Annotated in this window: 16 protein-coding genes and 1 tRNA gene; 14 read left to right on the top strand and 3 right to left on the bottom strand. The window is 56.6% G+C overall.

All coding sequences use genetic code 11. The annotated features are described in order from the left end of the window. Nucleotides 1-9: 9 nt before the first annotated feature. Nucleotides 10-1,038 (top strand): nucleoside hydrolase, encoded by a 1,029-nt coding sequence (locus VY732_RS10270; RefSeq protein ID WP_095047635.1) that lies wholly within the window; start codon nucleotides 10-12, stop codon nucleotides 1,036-1,038. 33 nt (nucleotides 1,039-1,071) lie between these two features. On the opposite strand, the gene VY732_RS10275 is transcribed toward VY732_RS10270, so the two are convergent. Then, the gene (locus VY732_RS10275) at nucleotides 1,072-1,278 is read right to left on the bottom strand and encodes a hypothetical protein (protein WP_077571950.1); all 207 of its coding nucleotides are present in this window, start codon (nucleotides 1,276-1,278) and stop codon (nucleotides 1,072-1,074) included. A 131-nt stretch (nucleotides 1,279-1,409) separates the two neighbouring features. On the opposite strand from VY732_RS10275, the gene VY732_RS10280 reads away from it, so the two are divergent. After that, a complete protein-coding gene (locus tag VY732_RS10280) occupies nucleotides 1,410-1,715 on the top strand; it encodes a hypothetical protein (RefSeq protein ID WP_007913485.1) in 306 nt (101 codons plus the stop codon). A 169-nt stretch (nucleotides 1,716-1,884) separates the two neighbouring features. Further along, on the top strand, nucleotides 1,885-2,202 hold the full coding sequence (locus VY732_RS10285) for an I78 family peptidase inhibitor (RefSeq protein ID WP_123592852.1): 318 nt from the start codon (nucleotides 1,885-1,887) through the stop codon (nucleotides 2,200-2,202). Nucleotides 2,203-2,274: 72 nt separating this feature from the next. Here the strand turns inward: VY732_RS10285 and VY732_RS10290 are convergent, their stop codons facing one another. After that, nucleotides 2,275-2,487 (bottom strand): cold-shock protein, encoded by a 213-nt coding sequence (locus VY732_RS10290; protein WP_003179963.1) that lies wholly within the window; start codon nucleotides 2,485-2,487, stop codon nucleotides 2,275-2,277. Nucleotides 2,488-2,775: 288 nt separating this feature from the next. Then, a complete protein-coding gene (locus VY732_RS10295) occupies nucleotides 2,776-3,078 on the bottom strand; it encodes a hypothetical protein (protein WP_077571952.1) in 303 nt (100 codons plus the stop codon). Between the two features lie 371 nt (nucleotides 3,079-3,449). On the opposite strand from VY732_RS10295, the gene thrS reads away from it, so the two are divergent. From thrS to VY732_RS10350, 11 genes are all read left to right on the top strand, one after another. After that, complete coding sequence (thrS, locus tag VY732_RS10300) at nucleotides 3,450-5,372, top strand: threonine--tRNA ligase (protein ID WP_331695319.1); 1,923 nt, start codon at nucleotides 3,450-3,452, stop codon at nucleotides 5,370-5,372. Then, complete coding sequence (gene infC / locus VY732_RS10305; protein ID WP_170947229.1) at nucleotides 5,372-5,923, top strand: translation initiation factor IF-3; 552 nt, start codon at nucleotides 5,372-5,374, stop codon at nucleotides 5,921-5,923. Before thrS ends, infC begins: the two co-directional genes overlap by 1 nt. Before the next feature lie 60 nt (nucleotides 5,924-5,983). Further along, nucleotides 5,984-6,178: a 50S ribosomal protein L35 gene (gene rpmI, locus VY732_RS10310; RefSeq protein ID WP_002553160.1), complete on the top strand. Its 195-nt coding sequence runs from the start codon at nucleotides 5,984-5,986 to the stop codon at nucleotides 6,176-6,178. Between the two features lie 28 nt (nucleotides 6,179-6,206). Next, nucleotides 6,207-6,563 carry a 50S ribosomal protein L20 gene (gene rplT, locus VY732_RS10315; RefSeq protein ID WP_007913489.1) on the top strand — a complete coding sequence of 119 codons (357 nt, stop codon included), beginning with the start codon at nucleotides 6,207-6,209 and terminating at the stop codon, nucleotides 6,561-6,563. Nucleotides 6,564-6,672: 109 nt separating this feature from the next. Beyond that, complete coding sequence (pheS, locus tag VY732_RS10320) at nucleotides 6,673-7,689, top strand: phenylalanine--tRNA ligase subunit alpha (protein WP_003226365.1); 1,017 nt, start codon at nucleotides 6,673-6,675, stop codon at nucleotides 7,687-7,689. Between the two features lie 26 nt (nucleotides 7,690-7,715). Further along, nucleotides 7,716-10,094, top strand: coding sequence for a phenylalanine--tRNA ligase subunit beta (pheT, locus tag VY732_RS10325; RefSeq protein ID WP_331695320.1), 2,379 nt, complete (start codon nucleotides 7,716-7,718; stop codon nucleotides 10,092-10,094). Between the two features lie 3 nt (nucleotides 10,095-10,097). Continuing rightward, nucleotides 10,098-10,400, top strand: a complete 303-nt coding sequence (gene ihfA, locus VY732_RS10330; protein ID WP_002553164.1) for an integration host factor subunit alpha — start codon at nucleotides 10,098-10,100, stop codon at nucleotides 10,398-10,400. Then, the gene (locus VY732_RS10335; protein WP_003179985.1) at nucleotides 10,381-10,737 is read left to right on the top strand and encodes a MerR family transcriptional regulator; all 357 of its coding nucleotides are present in this window, start codon (nucleotides 10,381-10,383) and stop codon (nucleotides 10,735-10,737) included. The genes ihfA and VY732_RS10335 overlap by 20 nt, the downstream gene beginning before the upstream one ends. Before the next feature lie 89 nt (nucleotides 10,738-10,826). After that, nucleotides 10,827-10,903: transfer RNA gene (locus VY732_RS10340), tRNA-Pro, on the top strand. Between the two features lie 463 nt (nucleotides 10,904-11,366). After that, nucleotides 11,367-14,168 carry a S8 family serine peptidase gene (locus VY732_RS10345; protein WP_331695321.1) on the top strand — a complete coding sequence of 934 codons (2,802 nt, stop codon included), beginning with the start codon at nucleotides 11,367-11,369 and terminating at the stop codon, nucleotides 14,166-14,168. A 2-nt stretch (nucleotides 14,169-14,170) separates the two neighbouring features. Then, nucleotides 14,171-15,232, top strand: a complete 1,062-nt coding sequence (locus VY732_RS10350) for a trypsin-like serine peptidase (RefSeq protein WP_331695322.1) — start codon at nucleotides 14,171-14,173, stop codon at nucleotides 15,230-15,232. The last annotated feature ends 8 nt before the right edge of the window (nucleotides 15,233-15,240 follow it).

Below are 15,240 nucleotides of genomic sequence, written 5' to 3' on the forward strand. Positions count from 1 at the left end.
GAATGCGCCATGCAACGCTATGCTCAGAAACTGCATCAACTCATCCGGGGTTTACTGCTTTTGTCCGTAATCACTGCGACCGGCGCTCAGGCGGCGGAAAAAATCGACCTGATCATCGATACCGATCCAGGGGCCGACGACGTGGTCGCCCTGTTGTTCGCGCTGGCCTCGCCGGAAGAACTGAACATTCGCGCGCTGACCACCGTCGCCGGTAATGTGCGCCTCGACAAGACTTCGCGTAACGCGCGCCTGGCTCGTGAGTGGGCAGGGCGCGAAGACGTACCGGTTTATGCGGGTGCGCCAAAGCCGCTGATGCGCACGCCGATCTACGCCGAGAACATCCATGGCAAGGAAGGCCTGTCGGGTGTCACCGTGCACGAACCGAAAAAGGGGCTGGCTGAAGGCAATGCGGTCAACTACCTGATCGATACGCTGAAAAAAGCCAAGCCGCACAGCATCACGATCGCCATGCTCGGTCCGCAGACCAACCTGGCATTGGCGCTGATCCAGGAACCTGAAATTGTTCAGGGCATCAAGGAAGTGGTGATCATGGGTGGTGCGCACTTCAACGGCGGCAACATCACCCCGGTGGCTGAATTCAACCTGTTTGCTGACCCGCAAGCGGCCGAAGTGGTGCTGAAAAGCGGCGTGAAACTGACCTACCTGCCACTGGACGTGACCCACAAGATTCTCACCAGTGACGCGCGACTGAAGCAGATCGCGGCGCTGAACAACAACGCGAGCAAGATTGTCGGCGACATCCTCAATGAGTACATCAAAGGCGACATGGAGCACTACGGTATTCCGGGCGGCCCGGTGCATGACGCTACCGTTGTGGCCTATCTGCTCAAGCCGGAACTGTTCACCGGTCGTTCGGTGAATGTCGTGGTGGATAGCCGTGAAGGGCCGACTTTCGGTCAGACCATCGTTGATTGGTACGATGGCCTGAAGGCGCCTAAAAACGCTTTCTGGGTGGAAAACGGCGACGCGCAAGGCTTCTTTGACTTGCTGACCGAGCGCCTGAAGCGCCTGAAGTAAACGATTCGCCCGCAGGTGCCAGCCTGCGGGTTTCTACACCCTCTCAGTGTGTTCAACCTGTTCGGTCGGGTAGCGCTCGAAAATCTGTTTGATGAATTGCTGAGCCGCCTCCGTGCCCAGCTCCTTGACCAATAGATCGATACCAATCAGCGCAAGCTCCTCGGTGGTTCCCGGGCTGTAAGAGCTGTGTCCGTCTGCCCATTTGGCATTAATGGCGGCGTCGATGCTGATGGTGGTCATGAGAGCGCTCGAATAGTCGGAAGATCTTGGGTTTGAGTTAACCATTTTGTCGGGCATTTGGCACTGCGACTTAGGCATGAGCGGAGCGCTATGCGACACTTGGTCTTTTAAAGGCTCGCAAGGATTTTGCTGTGCAGATCGATTTGAATACCCCTGACGGCCTCACGCTCGATGCGGTGCGCCAATTGCTCGCTTCGGCTAGCGATGACGAACACACGCAGTTGCGCGTGACCAAGGGCGGTATCGCTTACATTTCTTCCGGCGTTACCGGTGGGCAGGATATCGACGGTTTGCTGTTTCGCCTGGAAACCTGGGCTAAGGGCTCGGGCTACGTGGGCAACGTCGCGGCCAGTGACGAGGTGTGGGTGATGCAGATTTTCAATGCGCTGAAGGACAACTGGCCGAATCCGCCGTATGACTACATCGACGTCTACTGAGCGCCGTTAATATTCAGTCACGATTGATTGCTGAAGTGACGCATGCCGCTCAGGCACACTCGGCGTTTTTTCGGTCGTGGGGCAGGGTGATGGCCTTGGCCGTGAAACCAAATGCCGGAACGGCGGTCGCACGATCTCAGCTTAACCATTTTGAAAACAAGGAGGCTTCATGCCTTTGAAGTTCGCGACACTGGGTGCACTTATGGCCGCTTTGATGTTGGCCGGTTGCAGCACGACCTCCAGCGAGTCGGCAAAGGAAACTGCGGCGACCGAAGCCGGTCACAGCCGCTGTGAAGCAACGGCGGCGGAATTCGCCATCGGCAAGAAAGCTTCACCAGAGTTGCTGGAGCAAGCACGCAACAAAGCCGGGGCGCAAAATGCCCGCTTTCTCAAGCCGAACGACATGATCACGCTTGAGTACCGCTCCGATCGCTTGAATCTGAACACCGACAACAATCTGGTGATCACACGCGTCAACTGCGGCTGATCAGCGAAGGCTTTTGTTGCAGACATAAAAAACCCCGTCACATGGACGGGGTTTTTTTAGTGCGCGCAGAAATTACTCTGGGCGAACCTGTGCAGCTTGCATACCCTTTTGGCCTTTCTCAGCCACGAAGGAGACGGTCTGGCCTTCTTTCAGGCTTTTGAAACCGTCGGATTCGATAGCTTTGAAGTGTACGAACAGGTCGTCACCGCCACCTTGAGGAGTGATGAAGCCGAAGCCTTTTTCATCGTTGAACCACTTAACGGTGCCGGTTTGGCGATTAGACATGGTGTATCTCCAAGAAACATATATTTTTCAGTACTGTGCTGCTCAGGCCAACTGGGCACACCGGGATATCATAGTCGAAATGTTCGCTTTGGTAGCCCCCCGGACGTGCTGTTTGCCAATCAGTCGTGTTTTCTTTACTGTCTATTTCGGCTGAAAGCCCCGGTTTACAAGGCTTTGCGCGGAACGTAAAGACAATAAAAAAACCTGTAAAACCTGCATAAATCGTCCGAAAAGGCTCAAATTCAGCCCTTTTTAGCGGCGCTGAGCCGACTCAGAATGCTTTTTCGATCACTTTTTCGCCGGGGTGTTTGCCTTGCATTTGGCGATTTGGCCCAGCGCTTTCTGCTGCAATTCAGGAGTGGCTTTGTTGTCCATCAGCGCCTGAATGTCGCTCGCTGGATAAGACTTGATGGCATCAGCGCCACAAGCGCAGTGCGATTTGGCCGCAGCAGCGCCAATTTGCGGAGTCGCCGCCTGGGTGCACTGGGCCATGTACTTCTCGCGCTCGCCCTTCGGCCAATCGGCGTGGGCACTCAGCGGCAGCAACATAACGATAGGGGCGACGACGGCGAACAGGGTATTCAGACGCATGCGAGGATGCTCCTTGTGGGTCAATGTCTTGTTATCTGAGGGCTGAAGGGGCCATCAAGTTCAGCACTCTGGCATAAAAACAGACGATTTGCCTTGTGATCAAACAGAGGCATAAGTGACCGCTCATCTGTGCTAGCATGCCGGGCTCAAGCGTTCTCAGGCTCCGGATGACCTACAGTCCCGGCAGCGGTCGACGTGCGAATAATTCGATTTGAATCCCAGTCACTCTGGTTCGGTTTTCCGGTTGGCCGCAAGGCTCCTGCCGCTGTAAGGCAGGCGTTCGTCATTGAATGGCCTGGATCGGATCTTGTACTGGCTCATCCCAACCCACGTGACCTTTGGTAGGGGTCACCACTAGGAGAGGAGGCGCCATGCCAACTATTACTCTTCCCGACGGCAGTCAACGTTCATTCGATCACCCGGTTTCCGTAGCCGAGGTCGCCGCATCCATTGGTGCCGGTCTGGCCAAAGCCACCCTGGCCGGCAAGGTCAATGGCCAACTGGTCGACGCCAGCGACATCATCAGCAGCGACGCGACCCTGCAAATCATCACGCCAAAGGATGAAGAGGGGCTGGAGATCATTCGCCACTCTTGCGCTCACCTGGTGGGTCATGCGGTCAAACAGTTGTACCCGACTGCGAAAATGGTCATCGGTCCGGTCATCGACGAAGGCTTCTATTACGACATCGCCTTCGAACGTCCTTTCACTCCGGACGACATGGCCGCTATCGAACAGCGCATGCAGCAGCTGATCGAGAAAGATTACGACGTGATCAAGAAAGTCACTCCGCGCGCCGAAGTGATCGAAGTGTTCAAGGCTCGTGGCGAAGACTACAAACTGCGCTTGGTCGAGGACATGCCGAACGAGCAGGCCATGGGCCTGTACTATCACGAAGAATACGTCGACATGTGCCGCGGTCCGCACGTGCCGAACACACGCTTCCTGAAATCCTTCAAGCTGACCAAGCTGTCCGGTGCCTACTGGCGCGGCGACGCCAAGAACGAGCAATTGCAGCGCGTTTACGGCACCGCCTGGGCCGACAAAAAGCAGCTGTCGGCTTACATCCAGCGCATCGAAGAAGCTGAAAAGCGCGATCACCGCAAGATCGGCAAGCGTCTTGGCCTGTTCCATACCCAGGAAGAATCCCCAGGCATGGTGTTCTGGCACCCGAACGGCTGGACTCTGTACCAGGTGCTCGAGCAGTACATGCGCAAGATCCAGCGCGACAACGGCTACCTTGAGATCAAGACTCCTCAAGTCGTTGACCGCAGCCTGTGGGAGAAATCCGGGCACTGGGCCAACTACGCCGACAACATGTTCACCACGCAGTCGGAAAACCGCGACTACGCCATCAAGCCGATGAACTGCCCTTGCCACGTGCAGGTGTTCAACCAAGGCCTGAAGAGCTACCGCGAGCTGCCGATGCGTCTGGCCGAGTTCGGTGCCTGCCACCGTAACGAGCCGTCGGGTGCGCTGCACGGCATCATGCGCGTACGTGCGTTCACTCAGGACGACGCCCACATCTTCTGCACCGAAGAGCAGATGCAGGCTGAATCCGCTGCATTCATCAAGCTGACCATGGACGTTTACCGCGACTTCGGCTTCACCGATGTCGAGATGAAACTGTCCACTCGTCCGGAAAAACGCGTCGGTTCCGACGAGCTGTGGGATCGCGCTGAGGCAGCACTGGCTGCAGCCCTTGATTCTGCGGGCCTGCCGTACGATCTGCAGCCGGGTGAGGGTGCGTTCTACGGTCCGAAGATCGAGTTCTCGCTGAAAGACTGCCTTGGTCGGGTCTGGCAATGTGGTACTCTGCAGCTCGATTTTAACCTGCCTGTCCGTTTGGGCGCTGAATACGTCTCCGAAGACAACAGCCGCAAACACCCAGTGATGTTGCACCGTGCGATCCTCGGTTCCTTCGAGCGTTTCGTCGGGATTCTGATCGAGCACTACGAAGGTGCGTTCCCTGCCTGGCTCGCGCCAACGCAGGCAGTGATCATGAATATCACTGATAAACAGGCAGATTTTGTTGCAGAAGTTGAAAAAACTCTCAACGAAAGCGGATTTCGTGCCAAGTCCGACTTGAGAAATGAAAAGATCGGCTTTAAAATCCGCGAGCATACTTTGCTCAAGGTTCCCTATCTCTTGGTAATCGGAGATAAGGAAGTCGAGATGCAGACTGTCGCTGTGCGTACTCGTGAAGGTGCTGACCTGGGCTCGATGCCCGTCGCCCAGTTCGCTGAGTTTCTCGCGCAAGCGGTTTCCCGGCGTGGTCGCCCAGATTCGGAGTAATTATTATTAAGCGTGAAATGAGACAAGATAAACGAGCTGCACCGAAAGCCCCGATCAACGAGAATATCTCGGCACGCGAGGTTCGGTTAATTGGGGCTGAAGGTGAACAGCTTGGGATTGTGTCAATTGAAGACGCGCTTCTTAAGGCTGAAGAGGCCAAACTGGATTTGGTGGAAATTTCCGCCGATGCAGTACCCCCTGTTTGCAAACTGATGGACTACGGCAAATCGATCTTCGAGAAGAAGAAACAGGTTGCCGCAGCCAAGAAAAACCAGAAGCAGATTCAGGTTAAAGAAATCAAGTTTCGTCCAGGGACGGAGGAAGGGGATTACCAGGTAAAACTGCGCAACCTGGTACGTTTCCTGAGTGATGGGGACAGGGCCAAGGTATCCTTGCGATTCCGCGGCCGTGAGATGGCCCACCAGGAGCTGGGGATGGAACTCCTCAAGCGGGTTGAAGCTGACCTGCTCGAGTACGGTTCGGTCGAACAGCATCCTAAGATGGAAGGACGCCAGCTGATCATGGTCATCGCCCCGAAAAAGAAGAAGTAATCAACAGGGCACGGCAGGCCTTCTGATTATGTTTATCAACTGAATGCGGAGTATCCGAACATGCCAAAAATGAAAACCAAAAGTGGTGCTGCTAAGCGGTTTCTGAAAACTGCTAACGGTATCAAGCACAAGCACGCTTTCAAGAGCCACATCCTGACTAAAATGTCGACCAAGCGTAAGCGTCAACTGCGCGGTAGCAGCTTGCTGCATCCGTCTGACGTGGCAAAAGTCGAGCGCATGCTGCGCCTTCGTTAATTTTAGTCAAGAATAGAGGAAGTAACTCATGGCTCGTGTAAAGCGTGGCGTCATTGCCCGTAAGCGTCACAAAAAAATTCTGAAACTTGCTAAAGGCTACTACGGCGCACGCTCCCGCGTATTCCGTGTTGCCAAGCAAGCGGTAATCAAGGCAGGCCAATACGCCTACCGTGACCGTCGTCAGAAAAAACGTCAGTTCCGCGCTCTGTGGATCGCTCGTATCAACGCTGGTGCTCGTGTTAACGGTCTGTCCTACAGCCGTTTCATCGCTGGCCTGAAAAAAGCGTCCATCGAGATCGACCGTAAGGTTCTGGCTGATCTGGCAGTGAACGAAAAAGCGGTGTTTGCTGCGATTGTCGAGAAAGCTAAAGCCACCTTGGCTTAAGTACCCCCGACAATCACCCGGTCTCACTTCCGTGGGGCCAGGTGGTAAACGTCTTAAATAGGGGAAGAGCCTTCAAGCTCTTCCCCTATTTTGTATCTGGAGTCTGTACATGGAAAACCTGGATGCGCTGGTCTCTCAAGCACTAGAGGCTGTGCAAAGCGCTGAAGATATCAATGCCCTGGAGCAAATCCGGGTTCAATACCTTGGCAAAAAGGGCGAATTGACTCAGGTGATGAAGACCCTGGGGAATTTGCCGGCAGAAGAGCGTCCGCAAGTCGGCGCCCTGATCAACGTTGCCAAGGAACGTGTTACAGGCGTTCTCAATGCGCGCATGGCTCTGTTTGAAGAAGCCGAACTGGCTGCCAAACTGTCTGCCGAATCCATTGACGTGACATTGCCGGGCCGTGGCCAGACCTCCGGTGGTCTGCATCCGGTGACCCGGACTCTGGAACGTGTCGAGCAGTTCTTCACCCGCATCGGCTACGGCATTGCCGAAGGTCCTGAGGTCGAAGACGACTATCACAACTTCGAAGCGCTCAACATCCCAGGCCATCACCCGGCCCGGTCGATGCATGACACCTTCTATTTCAACGCCAACATGCTGCTGCGCACCCATACCTCGCCGGTACAGGTCCGCACCATGGAATCGAAGCAGCCGCCGATCCGCATCGTCTGCCCAGGCCGCGTGTATCGCAGTGACTCCGATATCACCCACTCGCCGATGTTCCACCAGGTCGAAGGCCTGCTGGTTGATCGCGACATCAATTTTGCCGATCTCAAAGGCACCATCGAAGAATTCCTGCGGGTGTTCTTCGAGAAAGAGCTGGCCGTACGTTTCCGTCCTTCGTACTTCCCGTTCACCGAGCCATCCGCTGAAGTCGATATGGAATGCGTGATGTGCAGCGGTAAAGGCTGCCGTGTCTGCAAGCAGACCGGCTGGCTGGAAGTGATGGGCTGCGGCATGGTTCACCCGAACGTGCTGCGCATGTCCGGCATCGATCCGGAAGAGTTCTCCGGTTTTGCTTTCGGTATGGGCGTCGAGCGTCTGGCCATGCTCCGTTACGGCGTGAACGACTTGCGTCTGTTCTTCGACAACGACTTGCGGTTCCTCGCGCAATTTCGCTAGTCGTAACGAATTCTTAGGAGAGCAGGATGAAATTCAGTGAACAATGGCTGCGTGGCTGGGTTAGCCCGCAGGTAAATCGCGACGAGCTGGTTGCTCGTCTGTCGATGGCTGGCCTGGAGGTCGATAGCGTGACCCCGGCCGCCGGTGTATTCAGCGGCGTGGTGGTGGGCGAGGTGCTAAGCACCGAGCAACACCCTGATGCCGACAAGTTGCGCGTGTGCCAGGTCAGCAATGGCGCGGAAACCTTTCAGGTCGTGTGCGGAGCGCCAAACGTGCGTCCGGGCCTGAAGATTCCGTTCGCCATGATCGGTGCCGAACTGCCGGGCGACTTCAAGATCAAGAAGGCCAAGCTCCGTGGCGTCGAGTCCAACGGCATGCTCTGCTCGCAATCCGAGCTGCAGGTCGGTGAAGGCAATGACGGTCTGATGGAACTGCCGGCCGATGCGCCGGTGGGCGAAGATTTCCGTGTGTATCTGGATCTGGAAGACGCCAGCATCGAGGTCGACCTGACCCCGAACCGCGGTGACTGCCTGTCTCTGGCCGGTCTGGCTCGTGAAGTCGGCGCGCTGTACGACGCGCCGGTCACCCGTCCGGTGGTCATGAGCATTCCTGCCGTGCACGATGAAGTGCGTTCGGTAGAAGTGCTGGCGCCAGCAGCATGCCCGCGTTACCTGGGTCGCGTTATCCGTAACGTTGACTTGTCCAAGCCGACACCACTGTGGATGGTTGAGCGTCTGCGCCGCGCCGACGTGCGCAGCATCGACGCTGCCGTCGACATCACCAACTACGTGATGCTCGAGCTGGGCCAGCCACTGCACGCCTTCGATCTCGCCGAAATCAACGGCGGCATCCGTGTGCGCATGGCGGAAGAGGGCGAGAAGCTGGTACTGCTCGACGGTCAGGAAGTCAGCCTGCGTAGCGATACGCTGGTGATTGCCGACCACACCCGCGCGCTGGCGATTGCCGGTGTGATGGGTGGTGAGCACAGCGGTGTTTCCGCGACCACTCGCGACGTATTCCTGGAAAGTGCGTTCTTCGACCAGATCGCTGTGGCGGGCAAGGCTCGTTCCTACGGCCTGCACACCGATGCGTCGCACCGCTATGAGCGTGGCGTCGACTGGCAACTGGCCCGTGAAGCCATGGAGCGCGCCACTGGCCTGCTGCTGGACATTACTGGCGGCGAAGCCGGCCCGATCATCGAGACCGTCAGCGAGCAGCATCTGCCGTCGATCGCACCGATCACTTTGCGTTCCCAGCGCATCACCCAGATGCTCGGTATGGAAATGGATTCCGCGCAGGTCGAGCGTTTGCTCGGCGGTCTGGGTCTTGGCATTACTGCTGACGGTGAAGGCCAGTGGCGCGTAGAAGTGCCAAGCCATCGCTTCGACATCAGCCTGGAAGTCGATCTGATCGAAGAGCTGGCCCGTCTGTACGGTTACAACCGTCTGCCGGTTCGTTACCCGCAAGCGCGTCTGGCGCCGCAAGCCAAAGCTGAAGCGCGTAGCGATCTGCCGGAACTGCGCCGTCTGCTGGTGGCGCGTGGTTATCAGGAAGCGATCACTTACAGCTTCATCGATCCGCGTCAGTTCGAACTGTTCAACCCGGGCGTCGAGCCGCTGTTGCTGGCCAATCCGATTTCCAATGACATGGCGGCCATGCGTTCGTCGCTGTGGCCGGGTCTGGTCAAAGCCCTGCAGCACAACCTCAACCGCCAGCAAGATCGCGTGCGTCTGTTCGAAAGCGGTCTGCGCTTCGTTGGTCAGTTGGAAGGCCTGAAGCAAGAGCCGATGCTGTCCGGTGTGGTTTGCGGTAGCCGTCTGCCAGAAGGCTGGGCACAAGGTCGCGACACCGTCGATTTCTTCGACGTCAAAGCTGACGTGGAAGCGGTGCTGGGTTTCGCCGGTGCACTGGATTCGTTCACCTTCGCACCGGGCAAACACCCGGCGCTGCACCCGGGTCAAACCGCACGCATCGAGCGCGAAGGGCGTGAAGTCGGCTTCATCGGTGCTATTCACCCGGAATTGTCGAAAGCGTTGGGTCTGGATCGTCCGGTCTTCGTTTTTGAGCTGGTTCTGGCGGAAGTGGCAATCGGTAAAATGCCGAAATTCCACGAGTTGTCTCGCTTTCCTGAAGTGCGTCGTGACCTTGCACTGATTGCGCACAAAGACGTCGCGTCCGCGGCCGTACTGGACGTAATCCGTGAAAATGCAGGCGAATGGCTCACAGATCTCAGGCTGTTTGACGTGTATCAGGGTAAAGGTATTGATCCTGATAGAAAAAGCCTTGCAGTTGGCTTGACCTGGCAGCATCCATCGCGCACTCTTAATGACGATGAGGTGAATTCGACGACGCAAAATATCCTCACCTCGCTCGAACAAAGGTTGAACGCCACGTTAAGGAAGTGACGTATGGGGGCTTTGACGAAAGCTGAGATGGCGGAACGTCTGTATGAAGAGCTGGGCCTGAACAAGCGGGAAGCCAAGGAATTGGTCGAACTGTTTTTCGAGGAAATCAGGCACGCTCTTGAAGACAACGAGCAGGTCAAATTGTCCGGTTTCGGCAATTTCGACCTTCGGGACAAACGCCAGCGGCCTGGCCGCAACCCGAAAACGGGGGAAGAAATCCCGATCACGGCTCGCCGTGTGGTCACCTTTCGTCCAGGGCAGAAGTTGAAGGCCCGAGTTGAGGCTTATGCTGGAACCAAGTCATAACGACGAACTACCCGTCATCCCGGGCAAACGCTACTTCACCATCGGTGAAGTCAGCGAGCTGTGTGCTGTAAAGCCACACGTGCTGCGCTACTGGGAGCAGGAGTTTCCTCAACTCAACCCCGTCAAACGCCGCGGAAACCGCCGGTATTATCAGCGCCAGGACGTGCTGATGATCCGGCAAATCCGCGCGCTCCTTTACGATCAAGGTTTCACCATCGGCGGCGCACGCCTGCGTTTGTCCGGCGATGAAGCCAAAGACGACACGACCCAATACAAGCAGATGATTCGGCAGATGATTGCCGAGTTGGAAGATGTGCTGGTGGTTCTCAAGAAATAAAAAGCAGCGTTTGAATACTTCCAGTTTTCAAAAGCTTGCGCTATATTCTTGAGCGCCCTTCGAGGTGGAGAGCGAGTTGCAAGACCAGTCGGGGCGTAGCGCAGTCCGGTAGCGCACTAGCATGGGGTGCTAGGGGTCGAGTGTTCGAATCACTCCGTCCCGACCATATAATTCAAGGGGTTGCGAGATTTTATCTCGCGACCCCTTTTTGTTTTTCGGCGTTTTTACCCCTACAAAACGACTGGCTCTGGGTGGAATCTTCAGCGGATACCGAAGCCGGAATTTATCTCTGCGCTTTGGCCCTCAGTTTGATAATTGAGTTGCCGACGGTTACTAAAAGATGAGTTTGCTATTCGCTTACTCTCCACAAATATATGCATAGCTACGCAACACAAGTTCCAACGTCGACATCATCGGTGTATTGACTAAGCGTGAGCTCAAAATCTCGACGGCGATCTAGGCGTTGATCGATGTACTGCGTGAAACAAATCTCGGAAAGCGGTTCTCGCGCAATAGGCCGTTAGGTGGAAATACACGGTAGCGGCACATCGGTATTGCGCTGAGCGCCCGGCCGGCGTCAGTATGGCGTAGATTTTTAGTGCTGTTTCCAAGGATAGAAGGGGAAAGTGATGGATTACTTGGCCATATTGCGCAAGATTCTGAACCAGCCACAGACCTTAGCGGTGGCTACCGACGGTTTCCCGCCAGACGAACTGCGGTTTGTCCTTGAGTACAAAACCCCTCCTGATATCGAAGCCGAGCGGGGTCGCATTACGGCGTTGCTGGGTTCGACGAACCTGAATTTGCAGCCGCTCGATACCCTGCTGGAATCATTTTTGGTGCTGCGTTGCTTGGGCGTCGAACGTACGCTGCCGTCCCGCGAATTGTTTTCCATTGGCTATGCCCTCGCCAATGCGCTGGATCTGCTATCCGCCGAGCCTGATCTCGGGACGGGTTTCTATACCGAACCGGTCGAACCGGGTGAAGAAGCCGCCACCGAGGCGCTCGAATGGTTAGAGGCGACCTGTATCGTCAAGAAAGCACCGCCGCCGGATCGCCGTTGGGCCTTGAAGTCGGCGGGCGTGGTGGATGCCTGGGCCTTGAGCCGCGGCGTCGGCATCATCATTGCACAAGCCGATACCGGGATCACCGAGCATGCGCAGCTCGGTGAAGAAATGCTCGACAAAACCCGGGCCTACGACATTATCGATAACGATCCGAACCCCACCGATCCACTTTCTCCAAAAATGGGCAATCCCGGACATGGCACTGCGACTGCCAGCGTCCTTGCCGGCCGAGATACCGCGCAGATGTGCGGCGCTGCGCCCGCCGCAAAGATCGCGCCGATTCGTTGCATCGAAAACGTCAAAATCTTCAACGCTGCACCCGTGGCCAAGGCAATTGCCCACGCGACACAGGTCGGCTGCCACGTCATTTCCATGAGCCTCGGTGGTGTGCCAAGCCGCGCTCTGCATGCGGCAGTGCGTGAAGCGGTGAACGCGAACCTGATTGTCATTGCTGCGGCCGGCAATTGCGCACGCATCGTGGTCTGGCCGGCTCGTTATGACGAGGTCATTGCCGTTGGTGGCTCGAACGTTGAAGACGGCACCTGGATTGGCAGTTGCCGAGGGGAGGCTGTCGATATCACAGCACCGGCCGAACTGGTCTGGCGAGCACAACGCCACGCTTCGACCGAGCCTACGGACGTCGTGGCGCCAGGGCAGGGAACGTCGTTTGCCACCGCGCTCACTGCGGGTGTAGCCGCGCTATGGCTGGCCCATCATGGTCGCGACAAGGTGATCGACTATGCAACGCAACATGGTGTCACCGTTCAGCAACTGTTCAAGGCCGCACTGCTCGCCACCTCTCGCCAGCCAGAGGTGTGGGATGCCAAAAACTATGGCCGTGGGTTGGTGGCGGCTGATGGGTTGTTGAAGCTAGCGTTGAGTGACATTCCCGTTGTGAATGTCGAGTCGCTGGGTGGTCCCGAGCATGACGTTCAGACCTTGCTCAATCAGGAATACGGTTTTGCAGTCATTGACCCGGCCCTGCGCTTCGCCAGGTACGAAACGGAAATCGCCGCTATCGCGTTGGCTCAGGCCCGCGCCACAGGTACTGCGTCAGGTTTGAACACTGAGTCGAAATGGTTCTCGACCCGGCCTTCGGCCGAGTTGAATGAGCACATTCAGCTGTCAACTGACCCGCGCCTGCGGCGTTTTGCCGAAGTAGCTGGCCAAACTAGCTTGGCACGGTTGCCGAGTACCGGGCCGCTGTCGTTCCAGGACAAACGCATAAGCCTTGCCTTGCCGACGAAGGCCCTGGGTTTGGAGAGTGCACAAGGTTTTAGTCCCGAACTCGCACGGGATTACTTGCGGGGCACCGGTAAACACGAACAGCTTGACCGTTTTACCCGCTTGCTCGACGCCCGATCGGGAATCTCTCGGGAAACTCGCGAGAAGCTGGTCGGGACGGTGGCGCAGGATCTCGACGGTTATGTAAAAGGTGCAAAAGCCGGTTCGACAACAACCGTGGGGCTTGAGGCGCTGGTCCGTATGACCGGCCGACCAACATTGCGGGTACGCAATAACGACGTGGATTCCGATCATCCGGAAGCCGCCACATGGTCCGACACACTGTATCTGATGAGGAACGATCAGAGCCTTCAAGACCGCTTGTCCCGCATCGGTCGCATCGATGTCGGTGGTATCCATGTAGGCACGGGTTTCCTGATTGGCGACGGCGTTCTGTTGACCAACCGTCATGTCCTACAAGCCTTCGCCGCCCCGATTCCGCAACGGAATAACCCGAAAGACTGGATCATGCTCAGCAATGACGTGACCATCGATTTTGCCGACGAACCTAGTTCGCTGACGACAGCGACGCGCTTTCGCATCACCGAGGTGATTGGCGCGGGCTCGCAGCAGATTCCTGACAACATGGCTGACTTTTCATGCCTCGATGCAGCGTTGTTGCAGGTGGAGAGCTCCAACGGCCAGCGGAGCCTGCCAACACCTATGACCGTGGTGAAAGACCCGTCAAAGGCGGATGTGAACAGCCAGGTATTCCTCGCCGGTTACCCCGGACGTCCGGGCGCATTACCACGTACGGCCACAGGTGCAATTGATGCAGAAATCGCGACCCGGCTCAACGAGCTGTTTGGTGCTGATTACGGCACCAAGTACCTTTCGCCGGGCCTCATCATGCAAGGTGTAGGCACGTTGCCTCGCGACAATGAAAGCAGTGTTTTCACTCATGACGCTACAACCCTCGGCGGATGCTCGGGCTCGCCGCTAATCAACTTCAACTCGCCGCAAGGTGTTGTGGGGCTGCATTTCGGCGGTAGTTGGCTGCGTGAGAACTATGCGCATGGTATTGGCGCGGTGGGGGCGGGTGACAACCCGATCAGCCGCGCTAAGCTCAATTGGGTGTGACAATGCCGGAACTGATTGATCCGCAATTGGTGTTGTTGGCTGAAAGTGTCGTGCTGTCCGACGATGGTTTTTGTGCGATCTACGACATTCTCGCCAGTCTTCATGATGCTGATTCCTTCATGGTGTTGAAGGCTTTGTCTGGTCAAGACGGCAACCCGTTTTACGCCGCTTTTGTCGAAGCCAAAGAGGGAGAGTGGTTGGGTGAACTGTGCTTGCAATTGACGACTGTGGACGGTCTGAAAGCGAGGAATGAGCCGGATGCCGAGAGACTGAAAATCAAACTACACAAGGTCATTGAGCCCGAGCTGGGTTTTCTCGACGCCCGCGCAATGACTCGTGCAGGATTGGAGGCGGTGCGACGGGTGTGTCGAGTGGTGGTCGAAAACAGCCGGGGGGAGGTCAGCTACGGTACAGGATTTCTGGTGGGGCCCCAGGCGATCCTGACGGCGTGGCATGTCATCGAGCAGCTGCTAGGAGATGATGGCGTTCCATTAGAGGGCAGTGATGAAAAAATCAAGATCGAGTTCGATCATGTCGGTGCTGTTTATGAACAATTGCACGTCTCGGTTGCCCCGCAATGGCTGGTCTCTTCCAGTGCCTATCACCAGACAGAGAGTCCGCACCAGGTGTCGATTGATTTCCTTGCGCAATCTTCCGATGGGTTCGACCAGTGCCTGGATTACGCCGGCATTCGCTTGAGTAGCACGGTGGGGCGTTTCCGCGGGTTCTACCAGCTTGACCGGTTGCACAAGCCCCAGATAAGAGTACCCGGATCGCAGATGACGTTGTATCAACACCCGGGCGGCAAACAGATGCGTGTCGCCTATGGCTACGGTACTGCGCTGTGGCCCGCTGAACATCAGACGCGTTTACGCCATACCGTCAATGCCATGCCGGGCTCTTCTGGCGGGTTGCTGCTGGACGTGAATTTCAAGCCGGTCGCGCTGCATCAATGCGGTATCGAAAGTAACGGCGAATTGATAAATGGTGCAATTCCGACCGCTTGTATTGCGGCCCGAAGCGCAGGCGTGCTGGAGGGGGTATTGGGACTAGATCCCGTTTAGCGTACTGA

Source organism: Pseudomonas sp. ZY71 (assembly GCF_036542145.1).
In the GTDB taxonomy this organism is placed as follows: domain Bacteria; phylum Pseudomonadota; class Gammaproteobacteria; order Pseudomonadales; family Pseudomonadaceae; genus Aquipseudomonas; species Aquipseudomonas koreensis_A.